Source organism: Mesorhizobium australicum, assembly GCF_900177325.1.
Classification (GTDB): domain Bacteria; phylum Pseudomonadota; class Alphaproteobacteria; order Rhizobiales; family Rhizobiaceae; genus Mesorhizobium_A; species Mesorhizobium_A australicum_A.
In genome coordinates this window covers 4172146-4191957 of the sequence record NZ_FXBL01000004.1, presented here as the reverse complement: position 1 = coordinate 4191957, position 19812 = coordinate 4172146, and the positions used below count along the sequence as shown (strand labels likewise).

The 19812-nt window shown below is 66.4% G+C and carries 18 protein-coding genes; 15 read left to right on the top strand and 3 right to left on the bottom strand.

Annotation, left to right across the window (positions count from 1 at the left end; translation table 11 throughout):
* The first annotated feature begins 424 nt into the window (after positions 1–424).
* Positions 425–4264, top strand: coding sequence for a beta strand repeat-containing protein (locus B9Z03_RS29940; protein ID WP_085466382.1), 3840 nt, complete (start codon positions 425–427; stop codon positions 4262–4264).
* A gap of 70 nt (positions 4265–4334) precedes the next feature.
* Here B9Z03_RS29940 and phnF read toward each other — a convergent pair whose 3' ends face one another.
* Positions 4335–5096: a phosphonate metabolism transcriptional regulator PhnF gene (gene phnF / locus B9Z03_RS23170; protein WP_085466381.1), complete on the bottom strand. Its 762-nt coding sequence runs from the start codon at positions 5094–5096 to the stop codon at positions 4335–4337.
* A gap of 74 nt (positions 5097–5170) precedes the next feature.
* On the opposite strand from phnF, the gene phnG reads away from it, so the two are divergent.
* The 12 genes from phnG (at position 5171) to B9Z03_RS23110 (ending at position 16135) form a co-directional block, all read left to right on the top strand.
* Complete coding sequence (gene phnG, locus B9Z03_RS23165) at positions 5171–5641, top strand: phosphonate C-P lyase system protein PhnG (protein WP_139832372.1); 471 nt, start codon at positions 5171–5173, stop codon at positions 5639–5641.
* Entirely contained in the window at positions 5641–6252 is a 612-nt protein-coding gene (gene phnH / locus B9Z03_RS23160) for a phosphonate C-P lyase system protein PhnH (RefSeq protein ID WP_085466380.1), read from the top strand. The genes phnG and phnH overlap by 1 nt, the downstream gene beginning before the upstream one ends.
* Positions 6253–6255: 3 nt before the next feature.
* The gene (locus B9Z03_RS23155) at positions 6256–7356 is read left to right on the top strand and encodes a carbon-phosphorus lyase complex subunit (protein ID WP_085466379.1); all 1101 of its coding nucleotides are present in this window, start codon (positions 6256–6258) and stop codon (positions 7354–7356) included.
* A complete protein-coding gene (locus tag B9Z03_RS23150) occupies positions 7353–8243 on the top strand; it encodes an alpha-D-ribose 1-methylphosphonate 5-phosphate C-P-lyase PhnJ (protein WP_280174848.1) in 891 nt (296 codons plus the stop codon). The genes B9Z03_RS23155 and B9Z03_RS23150 overlap by 4 nt, the downstream gene beginning before the upstream one ends.
* A complete protein-coding gene (gene phnK, locus B9Z03_RS23145) occupies positions 8240–9016 on the top strand; it encodes a phosphonate C-P lyase system protein PhnK (RefSeq protein WP_085466378.1) in 777 nt (258 codons plus the stop codon). The genes B9Z03_RS23150 and phnK overlap by 4 nt, the downstream gene beginning before the upstream one ends.
* A gap of 1 nt (position 9017) precedes the next feature.
* A complete protein-coding gene (phnL, locus tag B9Z03_RS23140) occupies positions 9018–9722 on the top strand; it encodes a phosphonate C-P lyase system protein PhnL (protein WP_085466377.1) in 705 nt (234 codons plus the stop codon).
* Positions 9722–10339, top strand: coding sequence for a DapH/DapD/GlmU-related protein (locus tag B9Z03_RS23135; protein ID WP_085466376.1), 618 nt, complete (start codon positions 9722–9724; stop codon positions 10337–10339). The genes phnL and B9Z03_RS23135 overlap by 1 nt, the downstream gene beginning before the upstream one ends.
* Positions 10340–10473: 134 nt before the next feature.
* On the top strand, positions 10474–11310 hold the full coding sequence (gene phnC, locus B9Z03_RS23130) for a phosphonate ABC transporter ATP-binding protein (RefSeq protein WP_085466375.1): 837 nt from the start codon (positions 10474–10476) through the stop codon (positions 11308–11310).
* A 92-nt stretch (positions 11311–11402) separates the two neighbouring features.
* Positions 11403–12314: a phosphonate ABC transporter substrate-binding protein gene (phnD, locus tag B9Z03_RS23125; protein ID WP_085466374.1), complete on the top strand. Its 912-nt coding sequence runs from the start codon at positions 11403–11405 to the stop codon at positions 12312–12314.
* 62 nt (positions 12315–12376) lie between these two features.
* Complete coding sequence (gene phnE, locus B9Z03_RS23120) at positions 12377–13360, top strand: phosphonate ABC transporter, permease protein PhnE (protein ID WP_085466373.1); 984 nt, start codon at positions 12377–12379, stop codon at positions 13358–13360.
* Positions 13361–13362: 2 nt separating this feature from the next.
* The gene (phnE, locus tag B9Z03_RS23115) at positions 13363–14883 is read left to right on the top strand and encodes a phosphonate ABC transporter, permease protein PhnE (RefSeq protein ID WP_085466372.1); all 1521 of its coding nucleotides are present in this window, start codon (positions 13363–13365) and stop codon (positions 14881–14883) included.
* 115 nt (positions 14884–14998) lie between these two features.
* Positions 14999–16135 (top strand): alpha-D-ribose 1-methylphosphonate 5-triphosphate diphosphatase, encoded by a 1137-nt coding sequence (locus B9Z03_RS23110; RefSeq protein ID WP_085466371.1) that lies wholly within the window; start codon positions 14999–15001, stop codon positions 16133–16135.
* 12 nt (positions 16136–16147) lie between these two features.
* On the opposite strand, the gene B9Z03_RS23105 is transcribed toward B9Z03_RS23110, so the two are convergent.
* Both B9Z03_RS23105 and B9Z03_RS23100 read right to left on the bottom strand, forming a co-directional pair.
* The gene (locus B9Z03_RS23105) at positions 16148–16942 is read right to left on the bottom strand and encodes an IclR family transcriptional regulator (RefSeq protein ID WP_176247601.1); all 795 of its coding nucleotides are present in this window, start codon (positions 16940–16942) and stop codon (positions 16148–16150) included.
* Positions 16943–17049: 107 nt separating this feature from the next.
* Positions 17050–17967, bottom strand: coding sequence for a cupin domain-containing protein (locus B9Z03_RS23100; RefSeq protein WP_085466369.1), 918 nt, complete (start codon positions 17965–17967; stop codon positions 17050–17052).
* 199 nt (positions 17968–18166) lie between these two features.
* Between B9Z03_RS23100 and B9Z03_RS23095 the strand changes: the two genes are divergently transcribed.
* Both B9Z03_RS23095 and B9Z03_RS23090 read left to right on the top strand, forming a co-directional pair.
* Positions 18167–19165: a TRAP transporter substrate-binding protein gene (locus tag B9Z03_RS23095; RefSeq protein WP_085466368.1), complete on the top strand. Its 999-nt coding sequence runs from the start codon at positions 18167–18169 to the stop codon at positions 19163–19165.
* A gap of 71 nt (positions 19166–19236) precedes the next feature.
* Positions 19237–19809 (top strand): TRAP transporter small permease, encoded by a 573-nt coding sequence (locus tag B9Z03_RS23090; RefSeq protein WP_085466367.1) that lies wholly within the window; start codon positions 19237–19239, stop codon positions 19807–19809.
* Positions 19810–19812: the final 3 nt, after the last annotated feature.

Here is a 19812-nt window from a genome sequence, read left to right as displayed (position 1 = left end):
CCCCCGACGCCGCCGCGGCCAAGGTGAAGAGCCTTTAACGTTAATGCAAAATTAGAAGGTCTCGTCGTATTTGACACATGCGAAGCTCTGGCCGGAGTGAGTTTTCAATCGGGCAGGGGAGTTTCGCGACGCACGTCCCGCACAGCCGGGACGGCCGCGTGAACAAGGTATCGGACGAGGAGCCGTCGGCTCCGGCAGCATGATGCGCTTCCGATCCCCGGGCTCCTGCAAGAGGGCCATGTTGCCTAGCTTGAAAGCGTCCAACGAGGCGCCGCCTGGGGGCTGCCATTGCCGGCCCGCCAAACGGACAACCTGTCAGTAGGCGCGGCAAATGCCTCCGGCTGCGTGGACCCTCGTCGAGATATCCCCCAGCCGCGTGGCGAAGCCATCATACCGGTAACGCGTATCTCTGGGGGCGCCGCTCATGACTTCCATCGTTTCTTCGCTGACCGTCAATCAGATCCGGTCGATGTCCGCGACGACCATCGCCAATCTCACCACCGAGGACATCGGGGCCCTCTCAACCGCCCAGGTCAACGCGCTCTCCGCGACGCAGATCGCGGCGATGGAGCAGGAAGATTTCGAGGCGCTGAGCGCGGACCAGTTCGGTGCGATCTCCGCCAACGGCATGAGGGGCCTCACCCTCGACCAGCTTGGCGCGCTGGACAGCACCAAGATCGAGAGCCTCAACAAGACCCAGGTGTCCGCGCTGACGGCGACGCAGATCGGGGCGCTGACGACCGATCAGGTCGAGGCTCTGACCGTTGAACAGGTCGGCGGGCTCAATTCGACGCAGCTCGCCGCACTCGGCGCCGACGACATCGCCGAGTTCTCGGCCGACGAGATCGCCGCCTTCAGCACCAAGGCGATCTCCGGCCTGTCCACCGCCGCCGTCGCGGCGCTGAGCGAAGATCAGGTCGGCGCGCTGACCACCGGCCAGATCGCTGCGATGAAGCCGGCGCAGATCTCCGCGCTGACCACGGACCAGATCGGCTATCTCTCGACCGACCAGATCGGCGCGATGACGGCTAGCCAGGTCGCGTCGCTGACGGCGGACCAGATCGGCGCGCTGAGCGAGGAGCAGGTCGGCGCGATCAACACCAAAGCGATCATCGGCTTGAGCGCCACGCAGATCGGCGCCTTGAGCACTGACCAGGTGGGTGCGTTGACGACGGCCCAGGTCGGCGTGCTGAGCGCGGCGCAGCTCGGGGGGCTGGGCGCTGACGACGTCGCCGAGCTGTCGACCGACGCGATCGCCGCCATCAGCACCAAGTCGATCTCGGGCCTGAAGAACGACGCGGTCGCAGCGCTCAGCACGGACCAGCTCGGCGCACTGACGACCGGTCAGATCGGCATGATGAAGGGCACGCAGGTCGCCGCGCTCACCACCGACCAGATCGGCGATCTGAGCACCGCGCAGGTCGGCGCATTCACCGCCACGCAGGTCGCGTCGCTGACCACCGATCAGATCGGTGCGCTGAGCGAAGAGCAGGTGGGCGCGATCAGCACCAAGGCCATCCTTGGCCTGACCGCAACGCAGGTGGGCGCGCTAAGCACGGATCAGGTGGGCGCTTTGACGACGGCGCAGGTCGGTGCGTTCAGCGCGCTGCAGCTCGGCGCACTCGGCGCTGACGACGTCGCCGAACTGTCGACCGACGCGGTTGCCGCCATCAGCACCAAGGCCATTTCGGGTCTCTCGAATGACGCCGTCGCCGCATTGAGCACCGACCAGCTCGGCGCGCTGACGACCGGCCAGATCGCGATGATGAAGGGCGCGCAAATCGCGGCGCTGACGACGGACCAGATCGGCGACCTCTCGACCGACCAGATCGGCGCGCTCAACGCCACGCAGGTCTCTGCCCTGACCAACGACCAGATCGGCGCGCTGAGCGAGGAGCAGGTGGGCGCCATCAGCACCAAGGCCATCCTCGGCCTGACCTCGGCCAAGGTTGCTCTCCTCTCGACGGATCAGGTCGCAGCCCTGACGACTGCACAGGTCGGCGCAATGACCGGCGCGCAGCTCGGCGGTCTCGGCGCTGACGACGTCGCCGAACTGTCGACCGACGCGATCGCCGCGATCAGCACGAAATCCATCTCCGGCCTGACCACTGACGCGGTCGCGGCGCTGAGCGAGGACCAGATCGGGGCCTTGACCAACGGCCAGGTCGCCGCGATGAAGCCGACGCAGATTTCGGCATTGACCACGGACCAGATCGGCTATCTCTCGACCGATCAGGTCGGCGCGCTGACGGCGACGCAGGTCGCGGCGTTGACCACCGACCAGATTGGCGCCATGAGCGAGGAGCAGATCGGCGCGATCAATTCGAAGTCGATCATCGGCCTGACCGCGACGCAGGTGGGCGCCCTGAGCGCGGACCAGGTCGCGGCCCTGACCACGGCGCAGGTCGGCGCGCTGAGCGCGACGCAGCTCGGGGCATTGGGCGCTGACGACGTGGCCGAACTCTCGACCGATGCAGTCGCGGCCATCAGCACGAAATCCATTTCCGGCCTCTCCGCTGACGCGGTCGCAGCACTCAGCACCGACCAGCTCGGCGCTCTCTCGACCGGTCAGATCGCGATGATGAAGGGCACGCAGGTCGCGGCACTGACGACGGACCAGATCGGCGATCTGTCGACCGACCAGATCGGCGCGCTGACGGCGACGCAGGTCGCCTCGCTGACCACCGACCAGATCGGTGCGCTGAGCGAGGATCAGGTCGGCGCGATCAATTCGAAATCGATCATCGGCATGACCGCCACGCAGGTGGGGGCGCTAAGCACTGACCAAGTGGGAGCCCTGACGACAGGGCAGGTCGGCGTGCTGAGCGCGGTGCAGCTGGGCGCGCCCGGCGCTGACGATGTCGCCGAACTGTCTACCGATGCAATCGCGGCCATCAGCACCAAGTCCATCTCGGGCCTGTCGAACGACGCCGTCGCGGCGCTGAGCGAGGATCAGGTCGGCGCGCTGACCACAGGTCAGATCGGCATGATGAAGGGTACGCAGATCGCAGCGCTGACCACGGACCAGATCGGCTATCTCTCGACCGACCAGGTCGGCGCGTTGACCGCGACCCAGGTCGCGTCGCTGACGGCTGACCAGATCGGCGCGCTGAGCGAGGAGCAGGTCGGTGCGATCAGCACCAAAGCCGTCCTCGGCCTGACCGCCACCCAGGTTGGCGCGCTGAGCACTGATCAAGTCGGAGCGCTGACGACCGCGCAGGTCGGCGTCCTGAGCGCAACGCAGCTCGGAGCGCTCGGCGCCGACGATGTCGCCGAGCTGACGACCGATGCGGTTGCCGCGATCAGCACCAAGTCGATCTCGGGCCTGTCGAACGACGCCGTCGCGGCCCTGAGCACCGACCAGGTCGGCGCACTGACCACGGGCCAGATCGGCATGATGAAGGGCTCGCAGATCGCGGCCTTGACCGTCGACCAGATCGGCGATCTCTCGGCCGAACAGGTCGGGGCGCTGACCGCGATCCAGGCGGCTTCGCTCACCGCGGACCAGATCGGCGCGTTGAGCGAGGACCAGGTCGGCGCGATCAGCACCAAGGCTATCATCGGGCTCAGCGCCACGCAGGTTGGTGCGTTGAGCACGGATCAGGTCGGGGCGCTGACGACGGCGCAGGTCGGCGCGCTGAGCGCGGTGCAGGTCGGCGCGCTCGGCGCTGACGATATCGCCGAGCTGTCGACCGACGCGATCGCCGCCATCAGTACAAAAGCCATCTCCGGCCTGAGCAACGATGCCGTCGCGGCGCTGAGCACGGACCAACTCGCGGCCGTCACGACCTCGCAGATCGCGCTGATGAAGCCGACGCAAATTGCCGCGCTGACCACCGACCAGATCGGCGATCTCTCGACCGACCAGGTCGGCGCGCTCACCGCCGGGCAGGTGGCCTCGCTGACGACGGACCAGATCGGCGCCTTGACCGAGGATCAGGTCGGCGCGCTGAGCGTCAAGGCTGTGGTCGGCCTCACGGCGTCGCAGATCACGGCCATGACCGCCGACCAGGTCGAGGCGTTCTCGGAAGCCCAGACCGCCGTATTGGGCTCCGGTCAGATCGCGGCCATGGAGTCCGAGGATTTCGAGCGCTTCTCCACCGGCGACATCGCCGCCATCAACACGGGCGCCATCTCCGGCCTTGCGGTCGAAGACATCGAGGCCCTGGACGAAGACCAGGTCCAGGCGCTGACGACCGCACAGATCCAGGTGATGAACTCCGATCAGGTCGCGGCCGTCATCGCCGCCTATCAGGAGATCTGACGAACCAGCGCGCGGCTTCAAGCTATGTCTTCCAGCTTCTGACCGGCCGCCTGCCGACCCGGGCGGCCGGTCAGCCGTTTTCGATCGTCAGCTCGATCCGATCCGCCGAAAAGCGCGTGCGGGAATACTGGATCGGCCTGCCGGCGGGGTCGACATTGACGCTCTCGGTCGCGAGCACGATGGCGCCGGGCGCGAGCTTCAGCCGCGCCAGATCATCGTCGCCGGCATGGGTCGCGGTGAGCACCGTCGAGCGGCGCGTGTAGTCGGCGACGCCGAGCGCGGCGAGCGCCGCGGTGATCGAGCCAGTACGCCGGAACGTGTCGGCGATCCCTCCCAAACTGTCCGCCGGAAACCAGCTCTCAGCCGTCGACACCGGCTCGCCGTCGGCCAGGCCTATCGTTCTCAGCCAGACCGTGTGCGCTTGCGGCGCCATGCCGAGCGCTTCCGCCACGCGGGTGTCGGCAGGAACGGTGGCGGAGTCCACCAGTACCGTCTGGAGCGTCGAGGTCTGGCCTTCGAGGCCGGCGGAGAAGCGCGTGCGTCGCCCGATCGGATAGGCAAGGCGCGGACGGCTGCGGAAGAAGGTGCCGCGCCCCTGCTCGGTGCGCAGCACGCCTTCCTGCACGAGATGCGAGATGGCGCTGCGGACGGTGTGGCGGTTCACGCCGAACTCTTCGGCGAGCCTGAATTCCGGCGGCAGGCGGCCATCCGCATCGAGTTGACCGTCCGTCTCCAGGCGGCGGATCCGGTCGGAGATCTGACGCCAGAGCGACACGCCGCTGTTGCGGCGGATCGAGCTGTCGGCGGAGGTTTCTGCAACTGTCGCTGTCATCAGATCGTCATGCGATGGGTCTAATCGAGGTCATCATATAGTTGTCTATAACACTAGACAAGTCGAGTTGCAGCATGCACGGCATCCGGACGGGCGCGAGGCCCGAAAGCGAATTGCGGCGGGAGATGATGGCGGTGCTCGCCCACGCCCCGGCGGCGCGGTTGTCGGAACTCTGGACCGCCGCGGCGTTCGACGCTGCGGCCGAGCCCGTGCGGGGGCCGGAGACGGGTCTCGTCACGGTGCGCGGCCGGATGGGCGGCGGCGGCGCGCCCTTCAATGCCGGCGAGGCGACGGTCACCCGCGCGACGGTACGGCTCGCAGGCGGCGAAGTCGGCCATTCCTATGCGCTCGGCCGCGACGCAGACAAGGCGCGGATCGCCGCGACGATTGACGCGCTGTGGCAGAAGCCGGAGCTGCGGTCGCGCCTTGAAGACCTGATCCTCTCACCGCTGCGGCTGGAACACGATGCTCATGCCGCGCGCCGCGCCGCCGAGGTCGCCGCGACGAAGGTCGACTTCTTCACCATGGTGAGAGGAGAGGACTGATGCCGACGACGGCCGTGATCCAGGGCGGCTTCCGGGCGCCTGTCTTCGATGCGCAATCCGTATTTCGCGCGGTAATGGATGCGATGGCGCGGCCGGGCAGCCGCCGCTCCGTTACTGCCCTGACCTTGCCTCCCGCGCCCATGTCGCCGCTCGCCGGAGCGGTCGCGCTGGCGCTCTGCGATCACGACACGCCGGTCTGGCTCGACCGGCAGCTTTTGAGCGTCGACGTGCGCAACTGGCTCGGCTTCCACAGCGGCGCACCGGTGACGTCGATCGCGACCGAGGCGCATTTCGCTTTCGCGGCTGCGCCGGACGAACTGGTGGCGCTGGAGAGTTTTGCTCAGGGCTCGCAGGACTATCCCGACCGGTCGACCACGATCGTGCTGCAGGTGGAAAGTTTCGACTCGGGCCCGCCTCTGGTGCTCACGGGACCGGGAATCCGGACGACCGCGACCGTCGCGCCGTCGCCCATGCCGCGCCATTTCAGTGCGCAGTGGCGGCAGAACGGGGCGCGGTTTCCACGCGGTGTCGACCTGATCCTGGTGTCGGGCGGCGAAATCGTCTGCCTGCCGCGCACGACGCGCATTGCCGACGGACAGGCGGGAGGCTGAGCCATGTATGTCGCAGTAAAGGGCGGCGAGGCCGCCATCCGGAATGCCCATTCGCTGCTGGCCGACCGCAGGCGCGGCGACCGCTCCGTGCCGGCGCTGCGCCTCGACCAGATCGTCGAGCAACTGGCGCTCGGAGTCGACCGCGTGATGGCGGAGGGCTCGCTCTACGACCGCGAACTTGCCGCGCTGGCGATGAAGCAGGCGCGGGGCGACATGATCGAGGCGATCTTCCTCGTACGCGCCTATCGCACGACGCTGCCGCGCTTCGGCTACACGCGGCCGCTCGACACGGCGGCCATGAAGGTCGAACGGCGCGTTTCGGCGACCTATAAGGACCTGCCGGGCGGCCAGCTTCTCGGACCGACCTTCGACTACACGCACCGCCTGCTCGATCCGGCGCTGGCAGGCGATGCGCCTCAGGACGAGCCGATGCAGCGCGAACCGGAGACCGCGTCGATGCCGCGTGTCTCGGACCTGCTGGGCGAGGAGGGACTGATCGAGGCCGATGGCGCGGTACCCGCCGGTGCGCCGGTCGCCGACATCACGCGCGAACCGCTCGAATTCCCGCTGGAGCGCGATGCCCGCCTGCAGGCGCTGGCACGCGGCGACGAGGGCTTTCTCCTCGCGCTCGCCTACTCCACCCAGCGCGGCTACGCGCGCACGCATCCTTTCGTGGGCGAGATCAGGATCGGCGAGGCCGAGCTGGAGCTCGACGTCCCGGAACTCGACTTTCCCGTCCCGCTGGGTTCGATCCGCGTGACCGAGTGTCAGATGGTCAACCAGTTCAAGGGCTCGTCCAAGGCGCCGCCGCAGTTCACGCGCGGCTACGGGCTGGTGTTCGGTCAATCGGAGCGCAAGGCGATGGCGATGGCGCTCTGCGACCGGGCGCTGCGCGCCGCCGAGTTCGGCGAGGATATCGTCGCTCCCGCGCAGGACGAGGAGTTCGTCATCTCGCATTCCGACAACGTCCAGGCGACCGGCTTCGTCGAGCACCTGAAGCTGCCGCACTATGTCGACTTCCAGGCCGAGCTCGAGCTTGTGCGGCGCATGCGAGCCGAATTCGAGGCGGGACAGCGCGACGATCTCCGGGAGGCCGCGGAATGAAAATGCAAGTGACAGACATCGCCGCCTACAACTTCGCCTATCTCGACGAACAGACGAAGCGGATGATCCGCCGCGCGATCCTGAAGGGGATCGCGATCCCCGGCTATCAGGTGCCGTTCGCATCCAGAGAGATGCCGATGCCCTATGGCTGGGGCACCGGCGGCGTGCAGGTGACGGCGTCGATCATCGGACCGGACGACACGCTGAAGGTGATCGACCAGGGCGCCGACGACACGACCAATGCGGTGTCGATCCGCGCCTTCTTCCAGAAGGTCGCCGATGTGGCGGTAACCACCTCGACGGCCGAGGCGACCATCATCCAGACGCGGCATCGCATCCCGGAGCATCCGCTGACCGAAGGCCAGGTGCTTGTCTACCAGGTGCCAATCCCCGAGCCGCTGCGCTTCCTCGAACCGCGCGAGACCGAGACGCGCAAGATGCACGCGCTGGAGGAATACGGCCTGATGCACGTCAAGCTCTACGAGGACATCGCCCGGCACGGGCGCATCGCAGCAACCTATGCCTATCCGGTGAAGGTCGAGGGGCGCTACGTGATGGACCCGTCGCCGACGCCGAAATTCGACAATCCGAAGATGCACATGTCGCCGGCGCTCCAGCTCTTCGGCGCGGGGCGCGAGAAGCGCATCTATGCCGTTCCGCCCTTCACCGAAGTGGTGAGCCTCGACTTCGAGGACCATCCCTTCGAGGTGCAGACCTTCGACCGGCCCTGTGCGCTCTGCGGCGCGGAGCATGTCTATCTCGATGAGGTGATCCTCGACGACCGCGGCGGACGGATGTTCGTCTGCTCCGACACGGATCATTGCGAGACGCGACGGGCGGAGGGGCATGTGGGCGATCTGGGGGAGAAGGCGGAGGCTGTGTCGTGACCGACGAACCCCTGCTCCGCGTCACCTCGCTGTCAAAATCCTACGGCGCGCGGCGGGGCTGCGAGAACGTTTCGTTCGAGCTGTGGCCCGGCGAGGTGCTGGCCGTGGTCGGCGAATCAGGTTCCGGCAAGACGACGCTGCTTAATTGCGTCTCGACGCGCCTGCCGCCGAGTTCTGGCCTCGTCTCCTATCGCATGCGCGACGGCCAGTGGCGCGACCTCTACCGGATGAGCGAAGCCGAGCGCCGCTTCTTGATGCGCACCGACTGGGGCTTCGTGCACCAGAACCCGGCCGATGGCCTGCGCATGTCTGTCTCGGCCGGCGCCAATGTCGGTGAGCGGTTGATGGCCGTTGGCGACCGGCACTATGGCCGCATCCGCGAGACGGCGATCGACTGGCTCGGCCGCGTGGAGATCTCCGCCGACCGGATCGACGACCAGCCGCGCGCCTTTTCGGGCGGCATGCGCCAGCGGCTGCAGATCGCGCGCAACCTCGTCACCGGACCGCGGCTGGTGTTCATGGACGAGCCGACTGGCGGGCTCGACGTGTCCGTCCAGGCGCGCCTGCTCGACCTGTTGCGCGGGCTGGTCAGCGACCTCGGGCTCGCGGCGGTCGTCGTCACGCACGACCTTGCGGTGGCGCGTCTGCTCTCGCACCGGATGATGGTGATGAAGGACGGCGTCGTGGTGGAGCACGGCCTGACCGACCGCGTGCTCGACGATCCGCGCGCGCCCTACACCCAGCTCCTCGTCTCCTCGATCCTGCAGGTGTGACATGCCCACCCCACTCGTCGTCTCCGACGTCGCCAAGAGCTTCGTCATGCATCTGCGCGGTGGCGTGGAGCTGCCCGTGGTGCGCAACGTCTCCTTCTCGCTCAAGGCGGGCGAGTGCGCCGTGCTCGGCGGCCCGTCCGGCGCGGGAAAGAGTTCGATCCTCAAGATGCTCTACGGCAATTACGGCGTCGACGCCGGCCAGGTGATCGTCTCCCACAACGGCCATCTGGTCGATCTGGCGGCCGCAGGGCCGCGCACCGTGCTGGCGATCCGCCGCGACACGATCGGCTATGTCAGCCAGTTCCTGCGCGCGGTGCCGCGCGTTTCGGCCGTCGACGTGGTCGCCGACCCGCTGCTGGCGCGAGGCGAGGACCGGGAAGAGGCTCGGGGCAGGGCGCGGGCGCTACTCGAGCGGCTGAACCTGCCGGGGCGCCTGTGGCAATTGCCGCCCGCCACCTTCTCCGGCGGCGAGCAGCAGCGCGTCAACATCGCGCGCGGCTTCATCACCGACCATCCGATCCTGCTGCTCGACGAGCCGACCGCCTCGCTCGACGCTGCCAACCGGCAGATCGTCATCGACATGATCGGCGAGAAAAAGCGGGCGGGCGTCGCCATGCTCGGCATCTTCCACGATCAGGACGTGCGCGAGGCGGTCGCCGACCACGTCATCGACGTCACCGCATTCGCACCGAAGAAAGCCGCCTGATGCCCAAGGGCCTGTCCGAAGAGCCGCTCGTCCATTCCTCTGCGCAGGTCAGCGACACCAGGCTCGGCCGCTACACGGAGATCGCGGAAGGCTGCCGCGTCGCGGAGGCCGAGATCGGCGACTATTCCTACCTGATGCAGGACTGCCATGTCTGGTGCGCCGAGATCGGCAAGTTCGCCAACATCGCGGCCTCCGTCCGGCTCAATGCGACCAACCACCCGGTCGACCGGCCGACGCTGCACCATTTCACCTACCGCGCCTCCGACTACTGGCCGGACGCCGAACACGAGGCGGATTTCTTTGCCGCGCGGCGGGCGCGCAAGGTGACGGTCGGCCACGACACCTGGCTCGGCCACGGCTCGACGGTGCTGCCCGGCGTGACCGTGGGTGACGGCGCGGCGGTCGGTGCCGGCGCGGTGGTGACGAAGGATGTCGCGCCCTACACGATCGTCGCCGGCGTTCCCGCCCGGCCGATCCGCGAGCGCTTCGACCGCAGGACGGCAGAACGCTACCAGGCGCTCGCCTGGTGGGACTGGGACCACCGGCGCCTGCGCGACGCACTGGGGGATTTCCGCTCCCTGAGCGCCGAGGCTTTCCTGGAAAAGCACGGCGGTTGAGGCCTGGTTCCGGCGGCCCGCGCCGCTGTGAATCGTAACAAAACCGTCATCCAACGGACATGCCGGTTTCATGTTGATCCCATAGCGCTTCTCGCAGATGCGAAGGGGACCCGCTCGGCGGGAAAGCGCTGCGGATGCTAAAGATCACCAATGTGACGCGCAGGTTCGGCAGGAACACCGCCGTCGACAGCGTCACGCTGGACATCGAGCCCGGGCAGATGGTCGGTGTCATCGGCCGCTCGGGCGCGGGCAAGTCTACCCTGCTGCGCATGATCAACCGGCTGATCGATCCGTCCGAAGGTTCGATTTCTTTCGGCGGCGCGACCGTCTCGACGCTGCGCGGGGCTCAGTTGCGCGGTTGGCAGCGCGACTGCGCCATGATCTTCCAGCAGTTCAACCTCGTGCCGCGTCTCGACGTCTTGACCAATGTGCTGCTCGGCCGGCTCAACCATCGCTCCACCATCCTCAACCTGCTCAGCATCTTCAGCCGCGACGAGCGGATCCTTGCGATCAACGCGCTGGAGCGGCTCGGGATCGCGCAGACCGCGCTGCAGGCCGCCGGCACGCTGTCGGGCGGCCAGCAGCAGCGTGTCGCGATCGCCCGCGCCCTGATGCAGCAGCCGAAGGTGATCCTCGCCGACGAGCCGATCGCCTCGCTCGATCCGCTGAATGCCAAGATCGTGATGGACGCGTTGCGCGACATCAACCGCCGCGAAGGCCTGACCGTCGTCACCAACCTCCACACGCTTGACACCGCCCGCAGCTATTGCGACCGCATCATCGGCATGTCCGGCGGCAAGGTCGTGTTCGACGGCGGGCCGGAGGACCTCGATCGCGAGGCCGTCGCGCGCGTCTATGGCGCCGATGCGGACGACATTCCCGAAGAGATCACGTCCACCAGCATCGCTTCGGAAAAGCCCCGAAAATTCCAATCCGCCGGTCCGCTCGAACCCGCCTTCGCCGGGCTGTGAGCGACCGGGATCGTATCGCCCTCGTGACGGGCCAGCATCAAGACTGAGTTCGGAAAGCTGCGGCAGCCGCCGCTTGCAACAGGAGAGACCACATGTTCAGGAAAGCACTTCTGGCCGCCGCCGCGCTCGGCGCGCTCGTCGCCCACTCCGCCCAGGCCGAGGACCTCAAGGAGTTCCGCATCGGCATCATCGGCGGCGAGAACGAGGCCGACCGCCTGCGCAACTTCCAGTGCATGGTCGACAAGCTGCCGGCCGCGATCGGCGTCGAGAAGGTCTCGCTCTTCCCGGCCGCCGACTATGACGGCACCATCCAGGGCCTGCTCGGCGGCACGCTCGACTATGCCGAGCTCGGCGCCTCCGGCTTCGCCAAGATCTATCTCGCAGATGCCAAGGCGGTCGAGCCGATCCTGACCACGGTTCAGACCGACGGCGCGACCGGCTACTATTCGATCATGGTCGCCCGCAAGGATTCCGGCATCAAGACGCTCGCCGACCTCAAGGGCAAGAAGCTCGGCTTCGCCGATCCGGACTCGACCTCCGGCTATCTGATCCCGTCGGTCACCCTGCCGAAGGATCTCGGCGGCGCGGCCGTCAAGGACTATTTCTCCGAGACCGGCTTCGGCGGCGGCCACGAGAACCTCGTGCTCGAAGTGCTCAAGGGCACCTTCGATGCCGGCACCACCTGGGGCTCGGGCGTCGGCGACTTCAGCGAGGGCTACACCTCGGGCAACCTGCGCAAGATGGTCGACAAGGGCATCCTCGATATGGACGACCTGACCGAGATCTGGAAGTCGCCGCTGATCCCGAACGGCCCGATCGTCGTCCGCACCTCGCTCGACGCCGACATCAAATCCAAGTTCAAGGACTTCATGATCAACCTGCCGAAGGCCGATCCGGCCTGCTTCTCGGCCATCCAGGGCGGCGACTTTACCGGCTATACCGAGGTCACCACCGAGTTCTACCAGCCGATCATCGACGCCCGTAAGGCCCAGATCGGCTCCTGATCGAAACAGGGACGAAGACGCCGCGGGGAAACCCCCGCGGCGTTTTTATTGCGGGGCACCCGATGAGCGCGATCACAGATACGACAAGAGCGCCGAAGCCGGCCCTGTCCGAAAGCGGCAGCTTGGTCGAGCGCCACTGGCGCGAGCTGGCCGGCCGTCGCCGGCTCTACACGTTCGGCGGCGTCGCCTTCCTCCTGATCGCCATGGCGGGATCGCTGTGGTTCGCCAACGAATCCAACGCCGGCAAGTTCTTCGACAGGCTTCCCTATTTCTTCGACTTCGTCTGGCAGCTCGTCCCGCGCGACGGGTGGGAAATCTGGCGCGCGTTGTTCGATCTGCCGTCGCCCTATGACGATGGCAGCCTCAAATTCGACTATCCGGAAGGGCGCGCCTACTTCACCCAGGCGCTCTACGTGCCGGAATATGTCTACCTGATGATCGAGACGCTCAACATCGCGCTGCTCTCGACGCTGATCGGCTTTTTCTTCGGCTTCCTGCTCTGCTTTCTCGCCGCGCGCAATCTCGTTGCGAACCGCTGGCTGCGCTTTTTCGTGCGCCGCTTCATGGAAATCCTGCGCGCCTTCCCGGAGATCGTCATCGCGGGCTTCTTCCTCGCCGTGTTTTCGCTCGGCGCGATTCCCGCCATCCTTGCCGTTTCGATCCACACCATCGGCGCGCTCGGCAAGATGTTCTTCGAGGTGGTCGAGAACGCGGACATGCGGCCGGACGAGGGATTGCGCGCCGTCGGCGGAAGCTGGATCGAGCGCGTCTGGTTCGGCATCGTGCCGCAGGTGATGCCGAATTTCGTCTCCTATGTGCTGCTGCGCTTCGAGATCAACGTGCGCGCCTCGACCATCATCGGCGCGGTGGGCGGCGGCGGCATCGGCGAGGCGCTGCGCCTCTCGATCAGCCGCACCCACGAGGCCAAGACGCTGGCGATCATCCTGTTGCTGTTCGTCACCATCGTCGCGGTCGACCAACTGTCCGCCTGGCTGCGCCGCCGCCTGGTCGGCGACCAGGCATTCGAATTCGGACGGGGCGCCTGACGATGCCGAATGTGGTCACCGCTGAAATGCGAGAAGTGGCGGCCCGCTATCCGGCCGCCCTCGAAGGCTCGGCGCGCAAGAGCCTGGTATCCTGGGCCGTTGCGGGCGGCTTCGTCCTCTATCTCGTTTTCGCCTGGTGGTTCTTCTCCATCGGCAGCGTGTTCGCCAACGCCAAGTGGGACATTGCCGGCACCTATCTCGCCGACTGGGTGTCTTATGAAGTGCGGCCGAACATCGACCTGCGGGACGGCCATCTCGACGTGAAGTTCACCCGTTTCGATCCGCTGGGTCCGAACGGCAACCCCGACTGGCTGGCGCGCGAGACCGCGATGGTCGTGAAGAAGGCCGACCAGATCGGCGGCGCGGGCGGTGGAGCATCGAGTTCCTCTGGCAGTTTCCTCGGGCCGGTCGGCGGCGCGCCTGCTCCCACCGGGTCGGCAGGCGCCGCGGCCACCCCATCCGTCCAGGCAGCACCAGCAGCGCCGACCGAGGAGGTCGTCCGCGCGACGGTCGACTTCAGCGGGGCTGGCACCGTCGATGTCCGCCCCGACCAGGTCACCGTCACGCGCGGCGACGAGACGCTGGTGCTCGATATCGTCCGGAATGAAGCCGTCAACGTGCGAGGCGCATTGCCGTCCTGGGCCAGCCAACGTTCACCCGGGGACAAGGTGATCGTCTATTTCGGCGTTCCCGGTCGCGCGGAGATCGAGAGCGACGAGGTGAAGATCCGCCACCGCTTCCTCGGCTGGGCGAATTTCGTCTTCGACATCAACTCGCCCTTCTGGGGAAAATCCGCAGGGGAGGTGTTCGACCTGATCGTGTCGGGCGAGCGGATCGATCCGTCACGCTCCAACCTGTCGCTCGCCTGGGACAACATCCTCTACAATGCCGATTGGCAGCATCTCGACGTCTGGACCAAGCTGCTGCAGACGATCGTGATGGCCTTTGCCGGCACGGTGCTGGCCTCGCTGATCGCCTTCCCTCTCGCCTTCGTCGCGGCGCGCAACATCATGCCGAACCGGCTGCTCAACCAGGTCGCCAAGCGCTTTTTCGACTTCCAGCGCTCGGTCGACATGCTGATCTGGGCGCTGTTCTTCACCCGCGCCTTCGGGCCGGGGCCGCTCGCCGGCATCTCGGCGATCTTCTTCACCGACACGGGCACGCTCGGAAAGCTCTATTCCGAGGCGCTGGAGAACATTGACGACAAGCAGCGCGAGGGCGTTCGCTCGGTGGGTGCCGCGCCGGCCGTCGTGCAGCGCTACGGCGTGGTGCCGCAGGTGCTGCCGGTGTTCCTGTCGCAATCGCTCTACTTCTGGGAATCGAACACGCGCTCGGCGACCATCATCGGCGCCGTCGGAGCCGGCGGCATCGGCCTCAAGCTCTGGGAGGCGATCCGCACCAATTCCGACTGGGAGAATGTCGCCTATATGGTGATCCTGATCCTGATCGTCGTGTTCATCTTCGACAACATTTCGACCGCGCTGAGACAGCGGCTGATCGCGCCGCCGGCCGGCCCGACCTGATCCCGCGGGCTTGCCCACCGGCCTTCGTCAAACTGTCATGCAAATCTCCTAAGCGACCGGCTACAGGCCCGCGACCGAAGGTTCGGCGGGTCGATCGCAATGGGAAGTCGTCCGCATGCCGCAGGAAGCCGTTCTTCGCAACGCCATGATCGTCCTTCGCGACGAGGTGAGGCCGGGCGCGGTGCTCATCCGCGACGGCAGCATCGCGGACATCTCGTCGTCGAGCACCGTGGGCGAGGACCTGGAGGGCGACTATCTCGTCCCGGGCCTGATCGAGCTCCATACCGACCATCTCGAAGGCCACTATTCGCCGCGACCCGGCGTGCGGTGGAACGCGGTCGCCGCCGTGCAGGCGCATGACGCGCAGATCGCGGCTTCCGGCATCACGACGGTGTTCGACTGCCTGCGCATGGGCTCGGACGAGGACGGCGGCTTCGATCCGCACGAGATGCGCCTCCTGGCCGACGCGATCGAGACGGCGCAGGGACACGGCAGGCTGCGCGCGGACCATCTGCTGCACCTGCGTTGCGAGGTTTCCTCGCCCGACGTGCTCGACGCGCTGGAACAGTTCAAGGCGGACAGCAACGTGCGGCTCGCCTCGCTGATGGATCATGCGCCCGGTCAGCGGCAGTTCCAGACGATGGAGCAGTATACGCTCTACTACAAGACGAAGCGGGGCCTGTCCGACGAAGCGTTCGAGCGCTATGTCGCGACCCGCAAGGAACAATCCGCGCGCTATTCGGCCGTCCATCGCAAGGCCGTCGCCGAGCACTGCCGCGCGGCGGGCGTGACGCTCGCCAGCCATGACGATGCGACGCTCGCCCATGTCGACGAGGCGATCGCGGACGGAGTGCGGCTGGCAGAGTTCCCGACCTCGCTCGAAGCGGCACGCGCCTCGCACGAGGCGGGAATGAGCGTCCTGATGGGAGCGCCCAACATCGTGCGCGGCGGCTCGCATTCCGGCAACATCGCGGCCCGGGACCTTGCCGATGCCGGCATCCTCGACGTGCTCTCCTCGGACTACATCCCGTCCTCGCTGATCCATGCGGCATTCCTGCTGGCCGAAGGTGAGGGGGCGATCTCGCTGCCCGAGGCTGTCGCGCTGGTGACCTCCACGCCCGCCCGGACCGTCAGGCTCGATGACCGCGGCGAGATCGCGCTGGAGAAGCGGGCCGACCTGGTGCGCGTGCGCCACCATCATGGCCTGCCGACGGTTCGTTCGGTCTGGCGTTGCGGCCAGCGGGTGAGCTGACCTCTCGTCCGATCACTTCCTCGGCCTGAAGCCGAGATTGGCGGAGATCTTGGCAGCCGCCGCCAGCAGATGGCGAACCTGGTCCGTCGTTGGTGTCTCGGGGATGTACTGCACCGAATCGGTCATGGCGATCGCGCCGACATAGCCGCCGAGCGCATCGAAGATCGGTGCTGCGAGCGCGTTGAGGCCGATCATCGATTCGTTGGGGCCAACCGCCCATCGGCGCTTGCGGATCGCTTCGACCTCGCGGCGGAGCTGCTCCGGGTCGGTGATGGTATAGGGCGTTCGCATTTCCAACGGTTCGGACAGGACGCGTGCAAAGACGAGTTCGTCGCCGAAGGCGAGCGAGATCTTGCCCTGTGAGCTGGAATTGTAGGCCAGCAGCGAGCCCGGCTTGACGAATATCTCGATGTTGGACCTGCTGGGCATCACCAAAAGGATGCGCATGCCGTCGCCCTCGGGCTGACTGATGGCGACGGCATGGCCGGTCTGGTCTCGCAGCTCGCGCGCGACGTCACGCGCGGCGGTGGCGAGTTCGAAGCTCTCGCTGACGGCCTGGCCGAGCGCCATCAGCCGGGCGCTGATCGAATAGCGCTCGGTCTCTTCATTACGAATCAGATAGCCGGCGGAGACGAGGGTCTGCAGGTGGCGATGGATCCGGCTCTTGGTGGTGTCGAAGGCGCGCGCCATTTCCGACACGCCGACGGATGTCTGGCCGCGTGCCACATATTCCAGGATCTCGAGTGCGAACTCGACAGCCTGGATCGACCCTCCGCGTGATGTCTCGCCGTTCGTGCCGTCCTTCACTGCGCCCTTATCCCTTCCGCGCCGCGTAACGACATCGGCACCATTGCCAGACTTATCGTTCCTGCTGCGAGGAGCAAGCCCGCTGAAGGGCGGCAAACCGCGCATGGTCAGTCTGCCAGATGGCTCGGCATCGGGTATTCGTCCGCGTTCAGCACCCAACCCTGCTTCGCGAAGTCGACGCGCGGCGGCGAGAATATGTCGACCAGCTGGTTGAGGCCCGGCTCCATGCCGCGCGAGGTGTGGATCGCCGGCGGCGGAATTACTGTCAACGAAGGCGATTGAACGAGGGCATGCTCGTCATCACGCCAGACGTTGAGGTTTGTCGTCCAGGGCCAGCGCAGGTGATGCGTGAAGGCGCCGTCGAGGGCCAGCGAACCCTGTTCGAAATCGTCGTGATGATGCGGCGACAGCTTGGTGATGTCCCTCGGCCCGTGCTGCGGGTCGAGATAGTTCACCATCAGGGTCGTGCAGCGGAAGATGCGGCCGAAACGACCCGGAGTCGGCGGCACGTCGAGGCTGTAGGCGCGGATGCGAAAACCGCCGATGGGATCGGGCCAGGGCTCCAGCAGCGCGACATTCGGATGCGGCTCGGCGTACGACTCGGCGTTCGAACAGAGAGCGTTCAGGTCGTCCGACCCCGTCGAGAAGATCCGTGTCGCACGGCCGCCCTTGGGCAGGGTGATGCCGCTGTCGCCCGGCGGGAGGATGACGAGCGAGAAGCCGTCGACATCGACGCGCTCGCCGTTGGCCTCGATAAGGGCGGGCGTGTCACGGTCGGGAAGCAGCAGCACGTATTCATCGGCCTGGCCGCTGCGCTGCAGCGATCCGCCCGCATCGACCTCACTCTGGGCGACCAGGAAGTTCTGTCCGCGGGTCAGCCAGGTCTTCGCGCCGTCGCCGACGACCTGCGGTGCGATCTCGTAGAAGAGCCCGTAGTCGGCGCCGGCGAAAGCCTGCGGCGCTGCGGCTTTCGGAGCGGCGGCGCTCGCGGCCATGCGGGATCTGGGATCGCTAGGGTCGTACATCGTCTCTCTCCCTGAATCGTTCTGTAGAGCAGAACGTTTGATCTAAAATTAGAAAGCCGTCTCCGCCGTTCTTGTCAAGACCGGTTGCAGAGATTGCACACATGCGGCAAAAATTGGCCGATCCCGCTTGACAGCATCATTTGATCAAGGAACTATTGGACGAAACAGTGTTCTGCATAACGAAACGGAGGAAACGTTCATGCTGACCCGCAGACAACTCATCGTGTCGACAGGCGCGATGGCCGCTACGCTTGCCATGCCCCACGTCTCGCGCGCCGCACCGATCAAGATGCGTCTCGCCCATGCCGCCAATGAAATTCATCCCGGCCATATCGCCGCGGTCGAATTCAAGAAGGCGCTCGAGGCACTTGTGCCCGGCGCGATCGACATCACCATCTTCCCGAACCGCCAGCTCGGCGAGGACAAGCAGAACCTCGAGTCGGCCATGGCCGGCACGAACGAGCTGTGCGGCTGCTCCGGCGTGCTGTTCCCGCTCGTGACGGGCCGTCAGGCGCTCGACGCCTACCAGCTGCCGTTCCTGATCAAGGACTACGACCACTTCGCCAAGATCGCGATGAGCGATATCGGGCAGAAGGTGCTGGACGACCTCGCGCCCGCCGGCCTTGTCGGCCTGCAGACCACCGACATCGGCCAGCGCCACTTCCTGTCGGCCACCAAGGTCGTCAAGTCCGTGCCCGATTTCGCCGGCCTCAAGACCCGCATCCTGCCCGTGCCCCTGCACAAGGCGATCTGGGAAGGCGTCGGCGTGTCGCCGGTGGGCATGCCCTACGGCGAAGTCTATGGCGCCCTCGAAACCAAGGTCATCGACGCGGTGGAGATCAACGTCTCCTCGATGCTCGGCGAGAACCTGTGGGAGGTCGGCAAGAACTTCACCCTGACCGGCCACTATCCGTGGCACAACGTCATCGCCATGAACAAGGCGGTGTTCGACGGGCTGCCGGAGGAGCTGCAGAAGGCAGTGCGCGAGGCCGGCCGCACGTCGGTGGCTCCGACGCTCGAATACACGAAGAACCAGGACCTGACCGGCCGCGATGAACTCAAGGCCAAGGGCGTGCAGATCCACAACCTGGAGAATCTTGCCGAAATGCAGGCCAAGGTCGCTCCGATCGTCGAGACCTGGAGCGCCAAGGATCCGCTGATCGCCGAATTCGTCACCGCCGCGCGCGGCATGGCCTGAGGTTCTCTTTGGGTGGCGGACGCAGGACCGCCCGCCACCACCTCGCGCAAAGATGACGAAGAGCAGAACTCATGCAGCATTCTGAAACTGCGGACGCGCGCGTCCGGGGGCCGATCGGCTGGTATGTCTCAACCCTGCGCTTTCTCGCAGGCGCGACCATGATGATGATCGTCGTGATCATGACGGCCCAGGTCACCGCCCGCTACATATTCGGCTCATCGCTCATCTGGGCCGAGGAACTCTGCCGCTACATCCTGATCTGGCAGACCTTCCTGTTCATCGGACTTGCCTACACGAAGGGTGAGCTTGTCGCCGTCGACATCGTGCCGCTCATGCTTTCTCCAAGGTGGCGGCTGGCGTTGAAGGCGCTGGTGTCGATCCCGATCCTCGTTTTCCTCTGGTTGATGATGGTGAACGGCTTCGACTATTCGACGCGGTTCGGCCATCAGATCGTACCCGCGGTCGACTTCATCTTCATGTCGCTGATCGGCCACGGCGTCGGCCTGTCGATCTTCTGGGTCTACGTCTCGGTTGCCGTCGGTTCGGCGCTTCTCGCCCTCCACATCATTGCATCGCTGGTGCTCGACTGGCGCCAGCTCCCCAACGCGCCAGAGAAACCGGCGCCGACCGAAGCGGAGGGCTGAGGC

What these genes read in the sequence shown, in the direction of transcription:
- B9Z03_RS29940 (WP_085466382.1), top strand. Translation starts at nt 425, where the DNA reads ATGACTTCCATCGTTTCTTCGCTGACCGTCAATCAGATCCGGTCGATG.
- phnF (WP_085466381.1), bottom strand. Translation starts at nt 5,096, where the DNA reads ATGACAGCGACAGTTGCAGAAACCTCCGCCGACAGCTCGATCCGCCGC.
- phnG (WP_139832372.1), top strand. Translation starts at nt 5,171, where the DNA reads ATGCACGGCATCCGGACGGGCGCGAGGCCCGAAAGCGAATTGCGGCGG.
- phnH (WP_085466380.1), top strand. Translation starts at nt 5,641, where the DNA reads ATGCCGACGACGGCCGTGATCCAGGGCGGCTTCCGGGCGCCTGTCTTC.
- B9Z03_RS23155 (WP_085466379.1), top strand. Translation starts at nt 6,256, where the DNA reads ATGTATGTCGCAGTAAAGGGCGGCGAGGCCGCCATCCGGAATGCCCAT.
- B9Z03_RS23150 (WP_280174848.1), top strand. Translation starts at nt 7,353, where the DNA reads ATGAAAATGCAAGTGACAGACATCGCCGCCTACAACTTCGCCTATCTC.
- phnL (WP_085466377.1), top strand. Translation starts at nt 9,018, where the DNA reads ATGCCCACCCCACTCGTCGTCTCCGACGTCGCCAAGAGCTTCGTCATG.
- B9Z03_RS23135 (WP_085466376.1), top strand. Translation starts at nt 9,722, where the DNA reads ATGCCCAAGGGCCTGTCCGAAGAGCCGCTCGTCCATTCCTCTGCGCAG.
- phnC (WP_085466375.1), top strand. Translation starts at nt 10,474, where the DNA reads ATGCTAAAGATCACCAATGTGACGCGCAGGTTCGGCAGGAACACCGCC.
- phnD (WP_085466374.1), top strand. Translation starts at nt 11,403, where the DNA reads ATGTTCAGGAAAGCACTTCTGGCCGCCGCCGCGCTCGGCGCGCTCGTC.
- phnE (WP_085466373.1), top strand. Translation starts at nt 12,377, where the DNA reads ATGAGCGCGATCACAGATACGACAAGAGCGCCGAAGCCGGCCCTGTCC.
- phnE (WP_085466372.1), top strand. Translation starts at nt 13,363, where the DNA reads ATGCCGAATGTGGTCACCGCTGAAATGCGAGAAGTGGCGGCCCGCTAT.
- B9Z03_RS23110 (WP_085466371.1), top strand. Translation starts at nt 14,999, where the DNA reads ATGCCGCAGGAAGCCGTTCTTCGCAACGCCATGATCGTCCTTCGCGAC.
- B9Z03_RS23100 (WP_085466369.1), bottom strand. Translation starts at nt 17,967, where the DNA reads ATGTACGACCCTAGCGATCCCAGATCCCGCATGGCCGCGAGCGCCGCC.
- B9Z03_RS23095 (WP_085466368.1), top strand. Translation starts at nt 18,167, where the DNA reads ATGCTGACCCGCAGACAACTCATCGTGTCGACAGGCGCGATGGCCGCT.
- B9Z03_RS23090 (WP_085466367.1), top strand. Translation starts at nt 19,237, where the DNA reads ATGCAGCATTCTGAAACTGCGGACGCGCGCGTCCGGGGGCCGATCGGC.